The sequence below is a fragment of the Cryobacterium sp. HLT2-28 genome (assembly GCF_004402495.1).
Taxonomy (GTDB): domain Bacteria; phylum Actinomycetota; class Actinomycetes; order Actinomycetales; family Microbacteriaceae; genus Cryobacterium; species Cryobacterium mannosilyticum.
The window spans coordinates 15103-32845 of the sequence record NZ_SOFH01000020.1 but is presented as its reverse complement, the minus strand read 5'-3'; the positions used below and the strand labels follow the sequence as shown (position 1 = coordinate 32845).

Below are 17743 nucleotides of genomic sequence, written 5' to 3'. Positions count from 1 at the left end.
GGATACGCTGGAGGGATGACGAACACAGCGCAACACAGTCTCCACTCCGGTTTCGGGCCGGGCTCCACCGCGGCAGAGGTCCTTGACGGGATCGACCTGGCCGGTCGCACCGCGATCGTCACCGGTGGCTACTCCGGCCTCGGCATCGAGACGGTCGACGCCCTCGTCGGCGCGGGAGCGCGCGTGACCGTTCCCGCTCGCCGACCCGACGTGGCCCGGGCAGCCCTGGACGCGCGAGGTCTGGGCGCCGTCGCCGTCGAGGAGCTCGACCTCGCCGACCTGGCGAGCGTGCGCGCCTTCGCCGACCGATTCCTGGCGACGGGTCGCAGCGTCGACATCCTGATCAACAACGCGGCCATCATGGCGGCCCCCGAGGCCAGGGTCGGTGACGGCTGGGAATCGCAGTTCGCCACCAATCACCTGGGCCACTACGCGCTCACCAACCTGCTCTGGCCCGCGCTCGCCGCACACGGCGGGGCCAGGGTCGTCGCGCTCTCGTCGACGGGTCACAAGCTGTCCGGCATCCGGTTCGACGACCCGCAGTTTCGCGCCGGCTACGACAAGTGGGTGGCGTACGGCCAGGCCAAGACGGCCAACAGCCTGTTCGCGGTCCAGCTCGACCTGCTCGGCGCCCCGCAGGGTGTGCGGGCGTTCGCCGTGCACCCCGGCGGCATCATGACGGACCTCCAGCGCCATCTGCCCCGGGCGGAGATGGTCGCGTCGGGCTGGATCACCGAGGACGGCGTCGTCAACCCGCGGTTCAAGTCGCCGGCGCAGGGGGCGGCGACCTCGACCTGGGCTGCGACCTCGCCCCTCCTCGCCGGCCGGGGCGGGGTCTACTGCGAGGACTGCGACATCGCCGAAGCGACCGTGCCGGACGGCCCGGACGCCCGGGTGTCCGGGGTGAACGCCCACGCCATCGATCCGGATGCCGCGGCCTGGCTCTGGGCCTACTCCGCGCGTCTCACCGGCATCAACGCGTTCGCCTGAAGTCTCAGCAGGCGCCCCACCTGCCGGATCCCGCCGCCGTGGCGGCATCCTCCGCGGCCCGCAGCAGGGGATAGTAGGCGTCGTTCGGTGGGATGACCAGGGATTCGGCGGCCCCGCCCTCGACGAGCTCGTAGTTGACGAACCGTCCGTCGTCACTCCACAGGTAGAACAGGCTGCGGCCGAACCGGTCGGTCGGCTCGCGGTCCGCGGTGATCCACACCGTGCTCCCGTCGGGCACCAGGGTGCGCAGCGCCAGGGTGGCCTCGTCGCCGTAGCATTCGGCGCCGTCGCCGACCTCCGGGGTGTCGATCCCGATCAGGCGCACCTTGACGGCATCCGTCAACGGAACGAGGGCATTGGGCTGGTCCGTGCGGAGGAACAGCGTGTCCCCGTCGTGCACGTGCTCGACCGTCATCGCCACCGCGTCGGACGGGCGCGGCGGCACACCACCTGGCGCCGTGCCGGCCGCGTCGGACTGGACGGAGGGCGCGACCGTCGTGCCGGAGTCGCTGGCGTCCAGAAGCGCTTCCAGCGGACCGCCCGGCTGGAACGCCAGCAGACCGAGAGCCCCGACCACGATGACCGCCAGCAGCAGCCCGGCACCGCGCATCATCGTCCTGACCATGCCTCGAGACTAGGCGAACGAGCCTTCGTGCGGTGCACGCCTCCGATGCCGGCCATTCTCTGAACCCCGGGGCGCTCACGGCCAGACCGGCAACTGTCCCCCTTCATGCCGACTGCGGCAGGCCGGGACAACTGCTAACTTGACGGCAGACGACCTCGGTCGCCCGGCAGACGATCCTGCATGATCGGGATGGAGGAGCTGCCCCAGCAAGGGGGATCCAGCCATGCACATTACCTGCCCTTATTGCCATTCGAACGCGACCCTCGCCCCGAATCCCGCCCATGAGCTCCAGGCCACAGTGCCGCTCTACCTCCTGGACTGCACGGGCTGCTCCCAGACCACCGTGCGCCACGACAACCAGAAGCATCTGGTCGCGGCCCTCGTCGGCAAGCGCCACGGGAACGGCAACCACGAGCTGACCGTCTCCGCGGACGCGATCGGCCACACGAGGTTCCACACGGATCCCACGGGCCGCACCACCCCGAGCATCGGATACTCGGAACTGCTCGAATACGTCACCTGCCGGATCAGCGCCGCCGACACATTCAGCCTCATGCTCCACACCGTCGAGATGGGCCCCCGCTACCTGTCGCCGGAGGGCGGCGTCCCCTACCAGGCCGTGCGCGGCTGGGTCGTGACGAACGGGGAGATCCACGCCCTGTCCGGGCAGGAGGTCTGGGAGGCGTCCTGCCGCGATTCCGCCTCCGGACTGCCGCTCGACCCGGAGGGAGGCATCCACTACGTCGACGCGGACGACATCCCCCGGCCGTACCCGTGGTGACTCGCGAACCGTGCCTCTGATCTGGCAGTCTGAGTCCGTGGCGTCACCAGGCTCCTCCGCCCTCATCGTCGCCCGGCTGCGGGCGGCCGGTTGCGTGTTCGCCGAGGACGAGGCCCGTCTGATCCGGGCCGCCGCGCGCACGACGGGCGAGGCTGACGCGATGGTCGAGCGCCGGGCTGCCGGTGAACCGCTCGAGTACATCCTGGGCTGGGCCGAGTTCTGCGGACTGCGTGTCGCGGTCGAACCCGGGGTGTTCGTGCCGCGCCGCCGCACCGGCCTTCTGGTGCGGGAGGGCGTCAAACGTTGCGGCCCCGGATCCACCGTCGTCGACCTGTGCTGCGGCTCCGGCGCGGTGGGGATGGCCGTGGCCGCCGCCCATCCCGAGGCCCGACTCTACGCGGCCGACGTCGACCCGGTCGCCGTCCGCTGCGCCCGGCGCAACCTCGGCGCGGACCGGGTGTTCGAGGGCGACCTCTTCGACGCGTTACCCCCGGACATCAAGGGGACAGTGCACCTCCTGGTCGTCAACGCGCCCTATGTGCCCACCTCGGCCATCGACACGATGCCGCGGGAGGCGCGACTGCACGAGACCCGCACTGCCCTGGACGGTGGCGCCGACGGACTCGAGGTGCATCGCCGGGTGGCCGAAGGCGCAACGGACTGGCTGGCGGCCGGTGGCCTGCTGCTCATCGAGACCAGCCGCGCGCAGGCCCCGGGAACGGCCGCCATCCTCGACCGGGCCGGGTTCGCCGCTCGGGTCGTGACCTCGGCGGCCCTGGGCGCCACGGTCGCCATCGGCACCGTGCGGTGACCCTCCGGCCGGGTCAGACCGAGTACAGCACCAGACCGGCCGCGTAGGGGATCAGGGCGAGGACCGCCCAGGCCGGATGCGCGCGGCGGGTGGTGTTCTTCGGGTCCCAGCCGAAGAGCAAGGCGGCCAGGCCGAAGGCGATCGCGCCTGCCGCGAGCAGGATGGCCAGGGACAGCCAGGCCCCGACGGCGTCCTGACCCATCGCCAGGCCGGCGAACGCGTCCATCGCGTAGCCCGTCGGGAGAATGCGTGAGACCCGGGCCAGGGTGTCGGGAAGGATGCTGACCGGCAGCATGAGCCCGCCGAGGATCATCGATGGGATGAAGACCAGTTGGGACAAAAGCACGGTCATCCTCGTGTTCGCCGACACGACCCCGATCAGCGCGCCCGCTCCCGCCAGCGCGAAGGCCGCCGCGGCGAACACGAGGAGGAAGCCCGCCCAGTTGCGGGGCGACTCGCCGCCGAACAGGGCCGGTGCGGTCGCCGCGATCACCAGGGCCACGACCAGCGCGTGCATCATACTGGTGAGCACGGGGATCACCAGCAGCGACAGTGCGGGCACACCGTTGATCTTGTAGGAGCGGAAGATGCCCGCGTTGCGCGCGCTGACCAGGGTGTCCGGCATCCCGAGGAGCGCCCCGCTCATGATCGCGAAGACCGACATCGCCGGCACGATGATGGCCAGGAACCCTGGGTTGACCTGGCCGAGCAGCGACCCGAACAGCACGTAGCAGCCGAGGGGGAACAGGTAGTTCATCAGCATCAGGGTTTTGTTGCGGATGCCGATCCGGAACTCGAAGCCGAGGTGGAGCGCGAAGGCCCTCATCGGGTTGCCCCTTCCGTGGTGATCTCGAGGAACCGGTCCTCCAGGCTCGGGCGCTCGACGCGGAGGTCGACCAGGGGATCGGACTGCACGGCCAGGTAGGCGATCACCGCGGACACAGTCGGCCCGACATCCGTGCTGAAGTACACCGTGTAGTCGCCGAGCCGGGACGACCGGCTGACGAAAGGGAAGACGGTTCCGGGCCGGCCGAGGGAGTCGCGCTCGGTGCGAACCGAGACCCGGGTCAGACCTTCGCCGGCGGCGGTGAGTTCGAGCGGCGTTCCCGTCGCCGCGATCGCCCCGCGGAGCAGGATCGCCACCCTGGTCGCCAGCTCGGATGCCTCCGCCATGTCGTGGGTGGCAAGGAGCACTGTGGTGCCGGCAGCCTGCAGCTCCCGGATGAGCTCGTGCAGCATGGCCCGTGACGCCACGTCCAGGCCGGAAGTCGGCTCGTCGAGGATGAGCACCGCCGGGTCGTGGGCCACGGCGAGGGCCAGGGCCAGCCGCCGCTGCTGCCCGCCGGACAGTTCGTGGTACTGCGCGGCGCTCCGGTCGCCCAGGCCGACCCGGTCGATGAGGTCCATCCGTGGTGCGATCCCATGGTAGGCGCAGAAGAAGCGCATGGCCTCGCCGACCCGGAAGCTGTCCGGCAAGGCGGATGCCTGCAGCTGCACCCCGATCAGCGCGCTGAGCCGGCGCCCGGCGCGCGTCGGGTCGACACCGGCGATCCGCAAGGTGCCGCCGTCTGGCCGCCTCAACCCCTCCAGACTCTCCAGGGTGGTCGTCTTTCCGGCACCGTTGGGCCCGAGCAGCCCGAAGACCTCGCCGCGGTGCACGTCGAAGCTGATTCCGTCGACCGCGACGAATCCCCGGTACACCTTGCGGAATTCCCTGACCTGGATGACGGGGGCATCCATCGAACCACCTCCGCTGCCTCGCGTGGCGATGACCCGGCAACCGCGCCACTGGCTCGGAAGTGTAGCCCCGTGGGAGCGAGTCCACTACGGACGTTGGACCCGCGGGACGTTCGACCCTATGCCCGGTGCGCAGGGTGGAGTGCCATGGGGGCATGACGGCAGGCATGGAGTCCGGCACGCGCTGGCCAACGATCCGGAAGGACCTGGCCGCACTGATCGTGCGGCCGAACCTGGTCGACTACGACGCCACTTGCGCCGGCTTCACCTGGGACGAGGCCAGGCGCGGGCTGTCGGGGCTTCCGGGAGGTCGGGGGCTCAACATCGCCCATGAGGCCGTCGACCGGCACGCGGCCGGCCCGAACGCGGAACGGGAAGCCCTGCGGTTCGTGCGGGCCGACGGCTCCACCCACTCGCTCAGCTACGCCGCGCTCGCCGAGGAGAGCAGCCGGTTCGCAAGCGTGCTGAGGGGGCTCGGCATCGGACGCGGCGACCGGGTGTTCTCGCTGATCGGCCGCGTCCCCGAGCTGTACGTGGCGGTACTGGGCACCTTCAAGAACGCGAGCGTCTTCTGCCCGTTGTTCTCCGCCTTCGGCCCCGAACCCGTGCGGCAACGCCTGCACCTGGGCGGCGGCCGGGCTCTGGTCACCACCCGGGCGTTGTACCGCAAGAAGGTCGCCCCCGTGCGGGACAGCCTGCCCGAACTGCGCCACGTGTTCCTGGTCGATGCGGCGGGCGATCCTGAGCCGGGCACCCTCGACCTGGCCGCCCTGATGAGGGATGCCCCGCCCTATGGTGAGATCGCCGCGACCGGGCCGGAGGAGATGGCTCTGCTGCACTTCACGAGCGGCACCACCGGCACCCCGAAGGGCGCCATCCACGTGCACGACGCGGTCACCGCGCACTACGCGACCGGGCTGTTCGCGCTCGACCTTCACCCGGACGACGTCTACTGGTGCACCGCCGACCCGGGCTGGGTCACCGGAACCTCCTACGGGGTGATCGCGCCGCTCGTCCACGGGGTGACCGCCATCGTCGATGAGGAAGAGCTCGACGCCGACCGGTGGTACCGCATCCTCGCTGAGCAGAAGGTCACCGTCTGGTACACCGCCCCCACCGCCCTGCGGATGCTGATGAAAGCCGGCGCCGACCGGGCTGCCGCCCACGACCTCTCGGCCCTGCACCTCGTCGCCAGCGTCGGCGAGCCGCTCAACCCCGAGGTCGTGGTGTGGGGTCAGGAGGCGTTCGGCCTGCCCGTTCACGACAACTGGTGGCAGACCGAAACCGGCGGGATCATGATCTCCAACTACGCCGCCACGGAGATCCGGCCCGGCTCGATGGGCCGGCCGCTGCCCGGCGTCCAGGCCGGCCTGGTCGCCCGCGACGACGAGGGCAAACCCGTGCTGCACGGCGCAGACGCCGTGCTCGTCACCGAACCGGATGCCGTGGGCGAGTTGGCCCTGCGCCCCGGCTGGCCGTCGATGTTCCGTGGCTACCTCAACGAGGAGGAACGCTACCGCCGCTGCTTCGTCGGCGGCTGGTACCTCACCGGCGACCTCGCCAAGCGGGACGCCGACGGCTACTACTGGTTCGTCGGCCGCGGGGACGACGTGATCAAGTCCTCCGGGCACCTGATCGGCCCGTTCGAAGTGGAGAGCTCACTGATGGAACACGAGGCCGTCGCGGAGGCCGCGGCCATCGGCATCCCCGACCCCGTCGCCGGAGAAGTCGTCAAGGCCTTCGTGGAGCTGAAGGCGGGATTCGACCCCACCGAACAGCTTCGCCTGGAGATCATCGGTTTCGCCCGCAAACGGCTCGGACCTGCCCCGGGAGCTCGAGTTCACCACGGCCCTGCCCAAGACCCGCAGCGGCAAGATCCTGCGCCGCCTGCTCAAGGCCCGCGAGCTCGGCCTGCCCGAGGGGGACACGTCGACCGTGGAGGTGCCGCGATGACCGGGCAGCCGACCGGGCGGCGGGCCGCCGCCGACCCGGAGCACTCCCGCCGGCTGCTGCAGGACATGCTCAGGGTCAGGCGCTTCGAGGAGAAATGCGTCGAGTTGTACAGTGCGGCGAAGATCTGCGGGTTCATGCACGTCTACATCGGCGAGGAGGCGGTCGCGGCCGGCGTGCTGGGCGTTCTCGGCCCCGACGACGCCGTCCTGGCAACCTACCGGGAGCACGGCCACGCCCTGCTCCGCGGCGTGTCCGCCGGAGCCATCCTCGCGGAGATGTACGGCTATCAGCAGGGCTGCTGCCGCGGGCGGGGCGGATCGATGCACCTCTTCGACGCGGCCACCCGCTTCTACGGCGGCAACGCCATCGTCGCCGGCGGGCTGCCCCTCGCGGTGGGCCTCGCCCTCGCCGACAAGATGGCGGGCCGCTCCCGCGTCACCGCGTGCTTCTTCGGCGAGGGCGCGGTCGCCGAGGGTGAGTTCCACGAAAGCGTGAACCTGGCCGCGCTCTGGCAGCTGCCGGTGCTGTTCTGCTGCGAGAACAACCTCTACGCGATGGGCACCGCGCTGCGACTCTCGGAATCCCAGACGGATATCGCGCTGAAGGCATCCGCCTACGAGATCCCGGCCTGGTCGGTGGACGGGATGGACGTGCTCGCCGTCGACGCGGCGGCCCGAAGGGCCGTCGATGCCATCCGCGGCGGCGGCGGACCGCATTTCCTCGAGCTGCGCACCTACCGTTTCCGGGCGCACTCGATGTACGACCCCGAGCGCTATCGGGACAAGGCCGAGGTCGCCCGCTGGGTCGAACGCGATCCGATCGACCTGCTGCGCGAGGCCCTGGAGGCCGCCGGCGACCTTCCGGAGGAGATCTGGACGGCCATCCAGGGTGAGGTGGACGCCGAGGTGCAGGCGGCAGTCGACTTCGCCGAGGCAGGCACGATCGAACCGGTCGAGGAACTCACCCGCTTCGTCTACAGCGAACAGACCGGCAGAACCGGACAGGCCGGGACATGAAGACCACCTACCGTGAGGCGATCCGAGCCGCGATCCGAGACGCCATGCACCGTGACGACCGGGTGTTCCTGATGGGCGAGGACGTGGGCAGCTACGGCGGCTGCTACGCGGTGAGCCTGGGCCTGCTCGAGGAATTCGGCCCGGAACGCATCCGGGACACCCCGCTGTCGGAGTCCGGTTTCGTCGGAGCCGGGATCGGCGCAGCCCTCGGCGGCATGCGTCCGATCGTCGAGATCATGACCGTCAACTTCAGCCTGCTCGCGCTCGACCAGATCGTGAACAACGCCGCGACGCTCTCGCACATGTCCGGCGGACAACTCAGCGTGCCGCTCGTGATCCGGATGACCACCGGCGCCGGGCGCCAGCTGGCCGCCCAGCACTCGCACAGCCTCGAGGGCTGGTACGCCCACATCCCCGGCCTGCGCATCCTCACCCCGGCGACCCTCGCGGACGCCCGCGGGATGCTGTGGACCGCACTCCAGGAACCCGACCCGGTGCTCATCTTCGAGCACGGTTCGCTCTACAACGAGGCCGGGGACCTCCCCGACGACGCCGGCGCGGTCGACATCGACACGGCCGCCGTGCGGCGCCAGGGCGCCGACGTGTCGCTGATCACCTACGGCGGTACCCTCGGGCTGGTGCTCGACGCGGCCGACCGGCTGGGCGGCGACGGGATCGAGGCGGAGGTGCTCGATCTGCGCACCCTCCGCCCGCTCGACGACGCGGCCATCCTCGCCACCGTCGCGAAGACGCACCGGGCAGTCGTGGTCGACGAGGGGTGGCGCAGCGGCAGCCTCTCCGCCGAAATCAGCGCTCGGATCACCGAACACGCCTTCTACGACCTGGACGCGCCTGTCGGCCGGGTGTGCAGCGCCGAGGTTCCCGTGCCCTACGCCAGGCACCTCGAACAGGCGGCGCTGCCGTCGGTCGAACGCGTCGTCGCCGCGGCCAGGGAGGCGGTGGGCGCGCATGGGTGAGTTCCGGATGCCGGCCCTCGGGGCGGACATGGAGGAGGGCAAGCTGGTCGAGTGGCTGGTCGAGCCGGGGGACTATGTGCACCGCGGCGACATGGTTGCCGTCATCGACACCGACAAGGCCGACATCGACGTCGAATCGTTCGAGGACGGCGTGGTCGCCGAATTGCTCGTCGAGGTCGGCACGACAGTGCCGGTCGGCGGCGTTCTCGCCCGGATCACTCAGACCCCGGCGGCCGGGGCAGCGCCTGCCGGCCCTCCGGCCGCCGGCCCTGCCCACGAGGCACCGTTACCCACTCGAGCCGGGGCCGAACCGACCAGGCCGCCGCGACCCGCACCGAAGCATCCGCCCGCCGGCCGAACCGCCGCCGCGGTCCCCGAGACAGCGCCGGCCTCAGAGGCGCCGCCGGAGCCATCAGGATTCATCTCCCCGCCGGTTCGGCGCCTGGCTCACAGCCTCGGCGTCGATACCACCCGCCTGCACGGGACCGGCCGCAATGGTGCGGTGACCCGGGCCGATGTGGCGGCGGCGGTTCGGGGTCCGGCTCCGGGGGAACCCGCGATCCACCGGGTGCGCTCCTCACCCCGGGCCCGCCGGCTCGCCGCTGAGCTCGGCGTCGACCTGGCCGCGGTACGGGGGACCGGACCGGAGGCAGCGGTCACCGAGACCGACATCCGCAGCTCCGTCGGAGTGGCGGCTGAACGGCGCGCTGCCGAGGAGTCCGCCGCCGCGGAGCCCGCCGCGGAACCCGCCGAGCAGCCCGCCGAGCAGCCCGCCGAGCAGGCCGCGCCGGGTAAGACGCGGCCGCCCGGCCGGGAACCGCGCGAGGCCGCTGACCGGGCCGAGAGCCTGTGCCGCGCCATCGGCACCTTGATGACGCGGTCGAAGAAGACCATCCCGCACTACTACCTGAGCACCACCCTCGACCTCGAAGCCGCCCTGTCCTGGATGGAGGAAGCCAATCTGGCCCGTCCGATCTCCGCCAGGCTGGTCCCGGCCGCGCTGTTGCTGAAGGCGGCGGCGCTGGCCGCCAGGGAAGTCCCGGAAGTGAACGGGTTCTTCACCGACGGGGCGTTCCACCCGAGCGCGGCCGTGCACCTCGGGGTTGCCGTCGCGCTCCGCCGGGGCGGCCTCGTCGCGCCGGCCATCCATGACGCCGATACCCTGGCCCTCGACCTGCTGATGGAACGCCTCAGGGACCTCGTCGGGCGGGCCCGCGCCGGACGCCTGCAGCGCGCCGAGATGGCCGACCCGACGATCACGGTGACCAACCTCGGTGACTTGGGGGTCGAGAGCGTCTTCGGCGTCATCTACCCGCCGCAGGTCGCGCTCGTCGGCCTCGGCCGGGTGCTGGAACAACCCTTCGCCCGAAACGGGCTGATCGGCGTGCGCCGGATCGTCACGGCCACGCTCTCGGCCGACCACCGGGTCAGCGACGGGCTGCGCGGTGGGCGTTTCCTCTCCCGGATGAATGAACTGCTGCAGAAGCCGGAGGAACTATGAACGTACAGGACGCCCGCGAGGCGGTGCGCGCCGCGATCGGCCAGGTCGCGCCCGATGTCGACCTCGACGCGGAAGAGGAGACCGCCAGGCTGCGCCAGGACCTCGAGCTCGATTCCCTCGACTTCCTGCGCCTGATCGAGACGATCGCCCAGGCGACCGGGGTGGACACGCCGGAGCGGGACTACGGCCAGGTCGCGACGGTGAAGGGACTCGTCGACTACGTCGCCGCCCACGGCTGACCGGCGCCGGGCACGTGGATCCGACGCTGGCGCACTCGTGCAAGTGGTGTCACTATCGTTCGAGCGGAAGGACGTCCGATGCGATACTCACTCCTCGTCATCAGCCAGGAACCCGGCGACGCTGAGGTCAGCGAAGAAGCCATGAACTGGGGTCGGGCGGCCTTCGACGCCTACGCGAAGTCGCTGGATGCCGCGGGCGCGCTGGTCTCCGCCGACATCCTGCAGCCCGTGGCGGCGTCGACCACGATCTCGGTCCGCGACGGCGCACTCCGGGTGCAGGACGGTCCGTTCGCGGACACCCGGGAACGGCTCAACGGCACCTTCGTGATCGAGGTTGCCGACCTCGATGCCGCCATCGACTGGGCCAGGCAGTGCCCGGGCGCGCTCTATGGCGCCGTCGAAATCCGCCCGTCCGCGATCATCTTCCGTGACGGCGAATGGCACAGCCAGCCGTGACCGCCGGGAAGCCGGCGAGGGGAGAATCATGGCCAGGCTGATCTACGCCGGGATCACGTCGCTCGACGGGTATGTCTCGGATGCGGACGGCAAGTTCGACTGGAGCGTGCCCGACGCGGAGGTGCATGGCTTCGTCAACGAGCTCGAGCGGGAGATCGGCACCCAGCTGTTCGGGCGCCGGATGTACGAGGTGATGGCCGCCTGGGACACCATCGACGCCACCGACGAGCCGGAGGCCATCAAGGACTTCGCGGCGCTCTGGCGGGCGACCGACAAGATCGTCTACTCGACCACCCTCGAATCGGTCAGCGCTCCGCGCACCAGGCTCGAGCGGGAGTTCGACCCTGCCGTCATCCGGCGGCTCAAGGACACCGCCCACCGCGACCTGTCCGTGGGCGGCCCGGGGCTCGCGAAACTCGCGATCGAGGCCGGCCTGGTCAACGAATACCATCAGTTCGTGTCGCCCGTCCTCGTGGGCGGCGGCACCCGGTTCTACCCGGCCGGCGTGCGGCTGCGGGTTCAGCTGGTGGCCGAACACCGCTTCGACAATGGTGTGGTTCACCTGCACTACCGCGCCCTGCCGCCCGGCGACGTTCTACGACGATCCACGGCCCTGTGACAGACCACGACCGTGTGGCGGACCACGGCCCTGTGACAGACCACGACCGTGTGACGGACCACGGCTCTGTGACGTTTCACGGCTCGGTGACGCATGCTGGGGAGATGAGCGGTAACGGCGACACCTGGGTCTACGGCCCCGACGGTCGGAAGTTCTGGGGGCGATTCGGTGCGGCCGGTCTCCTCGTGCACCACCTGGAGCTGGGCGTGCTGCTTCAGCACCGCGCCGTCTGGAGCCACCAGGGAGACACCTGGGGGCTGCCCGGGGGAGCGCGGCACGAGCACGAGACCGCACTCGAGGCCGCCCTGCGCGAGGCCGGCGAGGAGGCCGGGGTGCCGGCCGACCTGGTCAGCGTGCAATTCAGCTCGGTGCTCGACCTCGGGTTCTGGTCGTACACGACCGTGGTCGTGCGCGCCAACCGGCAGTTCGAACCGGTGATCAGCGACCGGGAGAGCATCGCACTCCGCTGGGTGCCGACCGACGAGGTCGACGCGCTCCCGCTGCATCCGGGCTTCGCCGCGGCGTGGCCGGCGCTGCGGCTGCGGCTGGGCTGACTCCCCGGAGCGGCTACCGTGGTTCCGGAGGCATCATGAACCTGGAACCCATGTTTCTCGCCGTCGACCGGGTCGCGGGAGGCCGGAGCGTCGAATACACGATCCCGCCGGAAATGCGCGACCACCCGCGCACCCGGCGCGCCTTCGTCGCGATCGCCTGGCTGCTCGCTGCCGAGCTCGTGCTCGGTGCAGCGGCAGCGTTCGTGGCCGTCGTGATCGCCCTCGGCGGGTCCGCAGTGCCGTTCTCGGTCTGGATGCGCACCTTCGTGGTGCTCGCGATGACCCTCACGCTGTTCTACTTCGCCTGGCGCGCCCAGAAGGGGTACTACTGGGCGTACTCCCGCCTGCGGCTGTTCAGCAAGATCTTCCCTGTGATCACCCTTGTCCTCGCCGCGATCCCCGGACTCTACCCGTTCTGGATGGTCACCGAACAAATCCTGTTCAGCCTGATCATGATCGGCGTCGGCGACTACCTCTCCTCGGACCACATGAGGGATGCCTTCCCCAAGCCGCTCAGGAAACCGCGCCGCGCCTGACCTGCGGCCGGGCCTACCCGGGGCCTTCCCTGACCACGTTGGCGGGCGACTTTTCCGGGCGCCAGCCTCGCCAAACGGGGTGCCGGAGCCGCCCCGCCTCCGTCCACTCCGCGAACTCCACCTCGCCGACGAGGATCGGCCGCACCCAGTTCGCGTCACCGGCGTCAGCCGCGGGAACCTCGGCGAAGGGGCTCGCGGTCGTGGCGATCGGCCCGAGCCTCGCCATGATCTCCTCAAGGTCCAGATCACGGAACCCCGTGCCGACCCGGCCGGCGTAGGCGAGGGTGCCGCCGTGCGGAATCCCGACCAGCAGCGATCCGATCGAGCCGGACCGGTGGCCCTGGCCGGGGCGCCACCCGCCGACCACGACCTCCTGGGTCGCATGGTGCTTGATCTTGATCCAGGACCGGGACCTGCGGCCCGGTTCATAGCGGCCGTCCAGCCGTTTGGCGACGATGCCCTCCAGGCCGAGCTCCCGGCTCGCTCGCAGGGCCGCCGCCGCATCGCCGTCGAAGGCCGGCGGCACCTGGACGCCGGCGTTGCCGTGCACCACCTGGCCGAGGATCTCGCGCCGCGCCGAATACGACAACTCGGTGAGGTCCTGCCCGTCCCGCTCGAGCAGGTCGAAAACGAGGTAGTTCACCCGAGTGCCGCCGGTCCGGTTCTGCAACAGGCCGAAACTCGGCCTGCCCGCGGCATCGAGGGCGACGACCTCCCCGTCGAGCACGGCCGATCCGGCCGTGACGACCGCCGGCAGGGCACGCACCAAGTCCGAGTAGGCATCCGTGACGTCGTTGCCGTTCCGGGTGACCAGGCGAACCGTGGCCCCGGGGTCGTCCATCGTCACGGAGGTGTTCATTGTCACGGAGGCGTTCATCGTCACGGAGGCGAGCAATCTGATCCCGTCCCACTTCATCTCGCTCGCCCAGGGCCGGCCATTCGCGTCGGCCAGGTCGGCCAGGGTGCCGAGCGTCGCGAGCATGGGCGAGTGGCGGATGCGCGCGGCCGCCACCCGGGGCGGCCCCTGCGCCGCCCCGGCACGGCGGGCCGTCGCCGTCGCCGTCGCCTTCATCAAATGGATCAGCCAGTTGTTCTCGGCCCGGTCGGGGCCCTTCGTGTGGATCAGGGCGAATCGTCGCGCCACACCGAGCCCGCCGCCCGGTTCGCCGTGCAGGGTGGCGATCACCTCGTCGTCGCGCCACTTCTCGAGGTCGTATCGGCCGCTGTCCCAGATCCTGACCGTGCCCGCGCCGTATTCCCCGGCCGGAATGTCACCCTCGAACGTGCCGTACTCGAGCGGGTGGTCTTCCGTGCGCACGGCGAGGTGGTTCTTCGTCGGTTCGGTCGGCACTCCCCGCGGCAGCGCCCATGAGGCGAGCACCCCGTCATGCTCGAGCCGCAGGTCGTAGTGCAGGTTGCGGGCGTGGTGCTCCTGGATCACGAAGGAGCGGCCCTCCGCTGTCCCGGTGATCTCGGCCGGCACCGGTTCCGGCGTGCGCGCGCTGTTCCTCTTGCTGCGGTATTCGGCCAGCCGGTCGGCCGCCCCGGGGCCTGGGTCCGTCGCGCCGCCGAAGTCTGCCCGCAAACCCGGGTGGGCGGTGAGCAGGCCGGACAGTGCGTCGCCGTTGCGTTCCACCCGGTGCCTGGCCTGGCGGTAATCGATCTGGGCCAGCCCGGGGGAGGCCAATTCGCGCCAGGTGCGGGGCATGGCGACCATCGGCAACGGTGTGCCGCGCAACGAGTACGGTGCGATCGTGGTCTTGGCGGCGTTGTTCTGGCTCCAGTCCACGAAGACCCGGCCGGCGCGCCTGGCTTTCTTCATGTCGCTGACCACGAGGTCGGGATGGTCGGCCTCCAGCGCCCGCGCCAATTCGTGCGCGACCGCGGAGACCTGGTCGGAGGTATGGCTGAGATCCAGCGCAGCGTACAAGTGAATGCCTTTGCTCCCGCTGGTCACGGGGAACGGATCCAGGCCCATGTCGCGCAGGATGGCCCGGGCCAGCCGGGCGACGTGGGCGCACTCGGCGAGGGTGACGCCCTCGCCAGGGTCCAGGTCGAGCACGAGCCGATCCGGGTTGCGCGGATGGCCGTCTCGGCCGAACTGCCACTGCGGCACATGGATTTCGAGCGCCGCGACCTGGCCGAGCCAGGTCAGCGTGGCCAGGTCGTTGACCAGGGGATACACGTTGACGTGGTCGGAGTGCTCGATCGACCGGCGGGTCACCCAGCTCGGGGTCGACGCGTCGAGGTTCTTCTGGAAGAACATGTGGCCGGGTTCCGCGGCGGTGCCGACGCCGTGCACCCACCGTTTCCTCGTGGCCGGCCGGTTGGCGGAATGGGGGATCAGCACGTCGGCGACGGCCGCGTAGTAGGCGATCACGTCTGCCTTGGTCGTGCCGGTCTCCGGGTAGAGCACCTTGTCGAGGCTGGTGAGCGTGATCCGATGGCCGCCGACCGTGACGACCTGGCTGGCGGCCGAACGGTCCGGTCCCTGATTCATGGCACTAGCATGCACTCGCGCCCCGTCCGCGGCTAGTGGGCCGATGTCGTGCCGTCCCGCCGCCAGGCGACCCCGGCCCCAGGCGACCCCGCCGCCAGGCGAGCCCGCCCCCAGGCGACCCCGCCGCCAGGCGAGCCCGCCCTGGTACTCGAGTCCGCCGAGGGCCGGGAACTTGCGGTGGTTGTGCCTGCCGAGGGCCGGGAGCTTGCAGTGGTCGAGCCAGCCAGGGCCCGATGCCATGATCTCGGCGACCTCACTCGCCGGCGGCGCTGCCGGTCGGGGACCCGGTGACGCGGCCGGTCCGTCCGCGTCCCCGTCCCGGGTCGGCGTGCCCGGGACGAGTTGCCGGTCAGTCGGTGTCCCGGTTCCGGGTTGGCGTGCCCCGGTCGAGTTGGCGGTGGGTCTTGCTGGGGAGGGGGATGAGCATCTGTTTCGGGTCGACCGAGACCGGCGGCTTCAGCCAGTACTGGTCCCCGCCCCGGAGTATGGTCCAGCCCGTGTTGTGGAGGAGCAGGTGGTGGGGGTGGCAGAGGCAGACTCCGTCGGCGAGGTCGGTGTAGCCGTGTTCGAGGAGCCACTCTTTGAGGTGGTGGGCTTCGGTCCAGGCGGGTGGCCGGTCGCACTCGGGCCAGACGCAGCCGCCGTCGCGGGCGCCCATGGCGGTGCGTTGGGCCGGGGTGAAGAGACGTTGTTCCCTGCCGACGTCGATAGGTTGACCCGTGTTGTCGAAGAGGATTCCGAGGTAGCCGGTGTCGCAGAGTTGCCGTTCGACGGTGGCGAGGGAGATTGGAGCGGGACTGCCCTCGATGGACCCGTGCCCGGTCGCGAGGACCACGGCCGTCCCCGGTTGTCCCGGCTGAACGGGCTGGCTGGGTTGGCTGGACGGGCGGGTCTGGCTCGGTTGGCCCGAGTGACCGGTCTCGGCGGGCTGGCCGGACAGGTCGGGCTCGCTGGGACCCTCGGGTTGGCTGCGCTGGTTGAAGAGAGCGGCCGTGTCAGGTCTGACCGCCCGAATTGGCCGGGCATCTGATGTCTCCGGCGCTCCCGGCGCTCCCGGCGTTTCAGGTGCTCCGGTGGCGCCGCGTTTCCATGGTGTAACTGGTGTTGAGGGGGATGTGCCGGCCTGTCCGTCCGACGCGCCGCCGGTGCCGGTGTTGGTGCCGGTGTTGGCGCCGGTGCCGGTGTTAGTGTGGGCGGCGTTGGTGAGGTCTTTTTGGGTGACGATGATGCGCACGGCGGGGCGGCGGCCGCCGAGCATCTGGCCGGGGTCGACTTCGCCGGCAATCTTGAGTAGTTGCACGAACGAGTCCGCGGCGATCTGCGCGGTGCTGCGGGGGTCGTCCTGGACGGCCTTGGCCCAGGCTTTGCGTTTCTTGTCCACGAAGCGCACCCCGCCGCGTCTGGGGCTGGTGATCGAGTCGTAGGTGGAGAGCACGAACTCGCCATCCTCGGGGGCGAAGAGCCCGTGCAGGCGGACCTTGCCGTCGGCGAGGCGGTAAACCTTGAGGAACCGGTCGTCGTGGGCCTGCTTCTCCCTCGCGGCGATGCCGGCCTGATCGAGGTCGTCGCGCATCCTTCGGGCGCGGGTGAAGCATTGGTCCGCGTTCAACTGACCGGCTTCGGCGAGCAGCCGGCTGAGGGCGGTGCCGAGTCTGTCGGCGGTGACGGCGGTATCGATATCGCCCAGGCCCTTCCGAATCGACTCGGCGGCGTCGACGGAGAGGGTCCCGGCGGTCACGGCGCGAGCGATCGGCGCCTGCCACGACCCGGCACCGGCCGGATCGGGCGGGAAACTACCCGGGCCGCCCGAGTCGCCGCCCGCACCCCCATCGACACCGGTCCCGCCAGCGCCGGTCCCGTCAGCGCCGGTCCCGTCAGCGCCGGTCCCGCCCGCACCGGTCCCGTCAACACCGGGCGACTCGAGGCCGTCTGCGGCCTGCCGGTCGGCGGCCTCGGCCTGGGCGAGCATCGTGCCGACGGCGACGAGCTTGAATGCTTCGTTCTTGCTTGCGCCGGTGACCTTCTGGATCATCGCCTCCGGGGAGAGGAACCCCTGCTGCGCGGCCAGGCCCGAGTGGCCCAACTCCGGGCGGGACCGGTCGGCGATGGTCGCGGCCATCCACGCGGCCCGGGTCTCCAGCAACCGGCGTGCGGTGGCGATGTCTTTTTGACCGGCCAGCGCCGCGGCATCCGTCAGGGCCTCGTAGTCGGCGCTGGAGCAGCCCAGGCGGGCGACGGCATCCGCTGCCTGTCTGCATTGCTCTGCCGGTGAGTCCATGCCACGAAGATACCAAAACACGAACACAAATGTGAGTGTTGGTCACTACTTGTGGATAACTTATTCGAAGATTCATTCACGGGTCCCGACAGGCCCGACCACCGGAGCCGCTCGGTCGCCCTGCGGGCCGCTGGGCCGACTCGGCTGCCTCGGCGGGCCAGGCCGCTAGC

General features: G+C 70.7%; 16 protein-coding genes and 1 pseudogene. 12 read left to right on the top strand and 5 right to left on the bottom strand.

The window, feature by feature from the left end:
* Positions 1-15: 15 nt before the first annotated feature.
* Positions 16-990, top strand: a complete 975-nt coding sequence (locus E3O48_RS09495) for an SDR family NAD(P)-dependent oxidoreductase (RefSeq protein ID WP_134538344.1) — start codon at positions 16-18, stop codon at positions 988-990.
* 4 nt (positions 991-994) lie between these two features.
* Here the strand turns inward: E3O48_RS09495 and E3O48_RS09490 are convergent, their stop codons facing one another.
* On the bottom strand, positions 995-1615 hold the full coding sequence (locus E3O48_RS09490; protein WP_134538342.1) for a thermonuclease family protein: 621 nt from the start codon (positions 1613-1615) through the stop codon (positions 995-997).
* Between the two features lie 223 nt (positions 1616-1838).
* On the opposite strand from E3O48_RS09490, the gene E3O48_RS09485 reads away from it, so the two are divergent.
* Together E3O48_RS09485 and E3O48_RS09480 are read left to right on the top strand one after the other, a co-directional pair.
* Positions 1839-2396: a hypothetical protein gene (locus tag E3O48_RS09485; RefSeq protein ID WP_134538340.1), complete on the top strand. Its 558-nt coding sequence runs from the start codon at positions 1839-1841 to the stop codon at positions 2394-2396.
* A gap of 37 nt (positions 2397-2433) precedes the next feature.
* Positions 2434-3207, top strand: coding sequence for a putative protein N(5)-glutamine methyltransferase (locus E3O48_RS09480; RefSeq protein ID WP_241982482.1), 774 nt, complete (start codon positions 2434-2436; stop codon positions 3205-3207).
* A 13-nt stretch (positions 3208-3220) separates the two neighbouring features.
* Here the strand turns inward: E3O48_RS09480 and E3O48_RS09475 are convergent, their stop codons facing one another.
* Positions 3221-4033, bottom strand: a complete 813-nt coding sequence (locus E3O48_RS09475; protein ID WP_134538338.1) for an ABC transporter permease — start codon at positions 4031-4033, stop codon at positions 3221-3223.
* The gene (locus E3O48_RS09470) at positions 4030-4947 is read right to left on the bottom strand and encodes an ABC transporter ATP-binding protein (protein WP_134538336.1); all 918 of its coding nucleotides are present in this window, start codon (positions 4945-4947) and stop codon (positions 4030-4032) included. Before E3O48_RS09470 ends, E3O48_RS09475 begins: the two co-directional genes overlap by 4 nt.
* A gap of 152 nt (positions 4948-5099) precedes the next feature.
* Here E3O48_RS09470 and acsA point away from each other — a divergent pair.
* The 9 genes and pseudogenes from acsA (at position 5100) to E3O48_RS09425 (ending at position 12795) form a co-directional block, all read left to right on the top strand.
* Positions 5100-6897 (top strand): annotated as a pseudogene (gene acsA / locus E3O48_RS09465) (acetate--CoA ligase).
* The gene (gene pdhA, locus E3O48_RS09460; RefSeq protein ID WP_134538334.1) at positions 6894-7913 is read left to right on the top strand and encodes a pyruvate dehydrogenase (acetyl-transferring) E1 component subunit alpha; all 1020 of its coding nucleotides are present in this window, start codon (positions 6894-6896) and stop codon (positions 7911-7913) included. The pseudogene acsA and the gene pdhA overlap by 4 nt, the downstream one beginning before the upstream one ends.
* Complete coding sequence (locus tag E3O48_RS09455; protein WP_134538332.1) at positions 7910-8890, top strand: alpha-ketoacid dehydrogenase subunit beta; 981 nt, start codon at positions 7910-7912, stop codon at positions 8888-8890. The genes pdhA and E3O48_RS09455 overlap by 4 nt, the downstream gene beginning before the upstream one ends.
* Complete coding sequence (locus E3O48_RS09450) at positions 8883-10391, top strand: dihydrolipoamide acetyltransferase family protein (protein ID WP_134538330.1); 1509 nt, start codon at positions 8883-8885, stop codon at positions 10389-10391. Before E3O48_RS09455 ends, E3O48_RS09450 begins: the two co-directional genes overlap by 8 nt.
* A complete protein-coding gene (locus tag E3O48_RS09445) occupies positions 10388-10630 on the top strand; it encodes an acyl carrier protein (protein ID WP_134538329.1) in 243 nt (80 codons plus the stop codon). The genes E3O48_RS09450 and E3O48_RS09445 overlap by 4 nt, the downstream gene beginning before the upstream one ends.
* Before the next feature lie 78 nt (positions 10631-10708).
* A complete protein-coding gene (locus tag E3O48_RS09440) occupies positions 10709-11086 on the top strand; it encodes a YciI family protein (protein WP_134538327.1) in 378 nt (125 codons plus the stop codon).
* 28 nt (positions 11087-11114) lie between these two features.
* Positions 11115-11705, top strand: coding sequence for a dihydrofolate reductase family protein (locus E3O48_RS09435; protein WP_134538325.1), 591 nt, complete (start codon positions 11115-11117; stop codon positions 11703-11705).
* A 104-nt stretch (positions 11706-11809) separates the two neighbouring features.
* Positions 11810-12259: an NUDIX domain-containing protein gene (locus tag E3O48_RS09430; RefSeq protein WP_134538323.1), complete on the top strand. Its 450-nt coding sequence runs from the start codon at positions 11810-11812 to the stop codon at positions 12257-12259.
* A gap of 35 nt (positions 12260-12294) precedes the next feature.
* Complete coding sequence (locus E3O48_RS09425) at positions 12295-12795, top strand: hypothetical protein (protein WP_134538321.1); 501 nt, start codon at positions 12295-12297, stop codon at positions 12793-12795.
* Between the two features lie 13 nt (positions 12796-12808).
* Here the strand turns inward: E3O48_RS09425 and E3O48_RS09420 are convergent, their stop codons facing one another.
* Together E3O48_RS09420 and E3O48_RS09415 are read right to left on the bottom strand one after the other, a co-directional pair.
* Entirely contained in the window at positions 12809-15295 is a 2487-nt protein-coding gene (locus E3O48_RS09420) for an ATP-dependent DNA ligase (protein WP_134538319.1), read from the bottom strand.
* Positions 15296-15644: 349 nt separating this feature from the next.
* Positions 15645-17573: a DUF222 domain-containing protein gene (locus E3O48_RS09415; RefSeq protein WP_134538317.1), complete on the bottom strand. Its 1929-nt coding sequence runs from the start codon at positions 17571-17573 to the stop codon at positions 15645-15647.
* Positions 17574-17743: the final 170 nt, after the last annotated feature.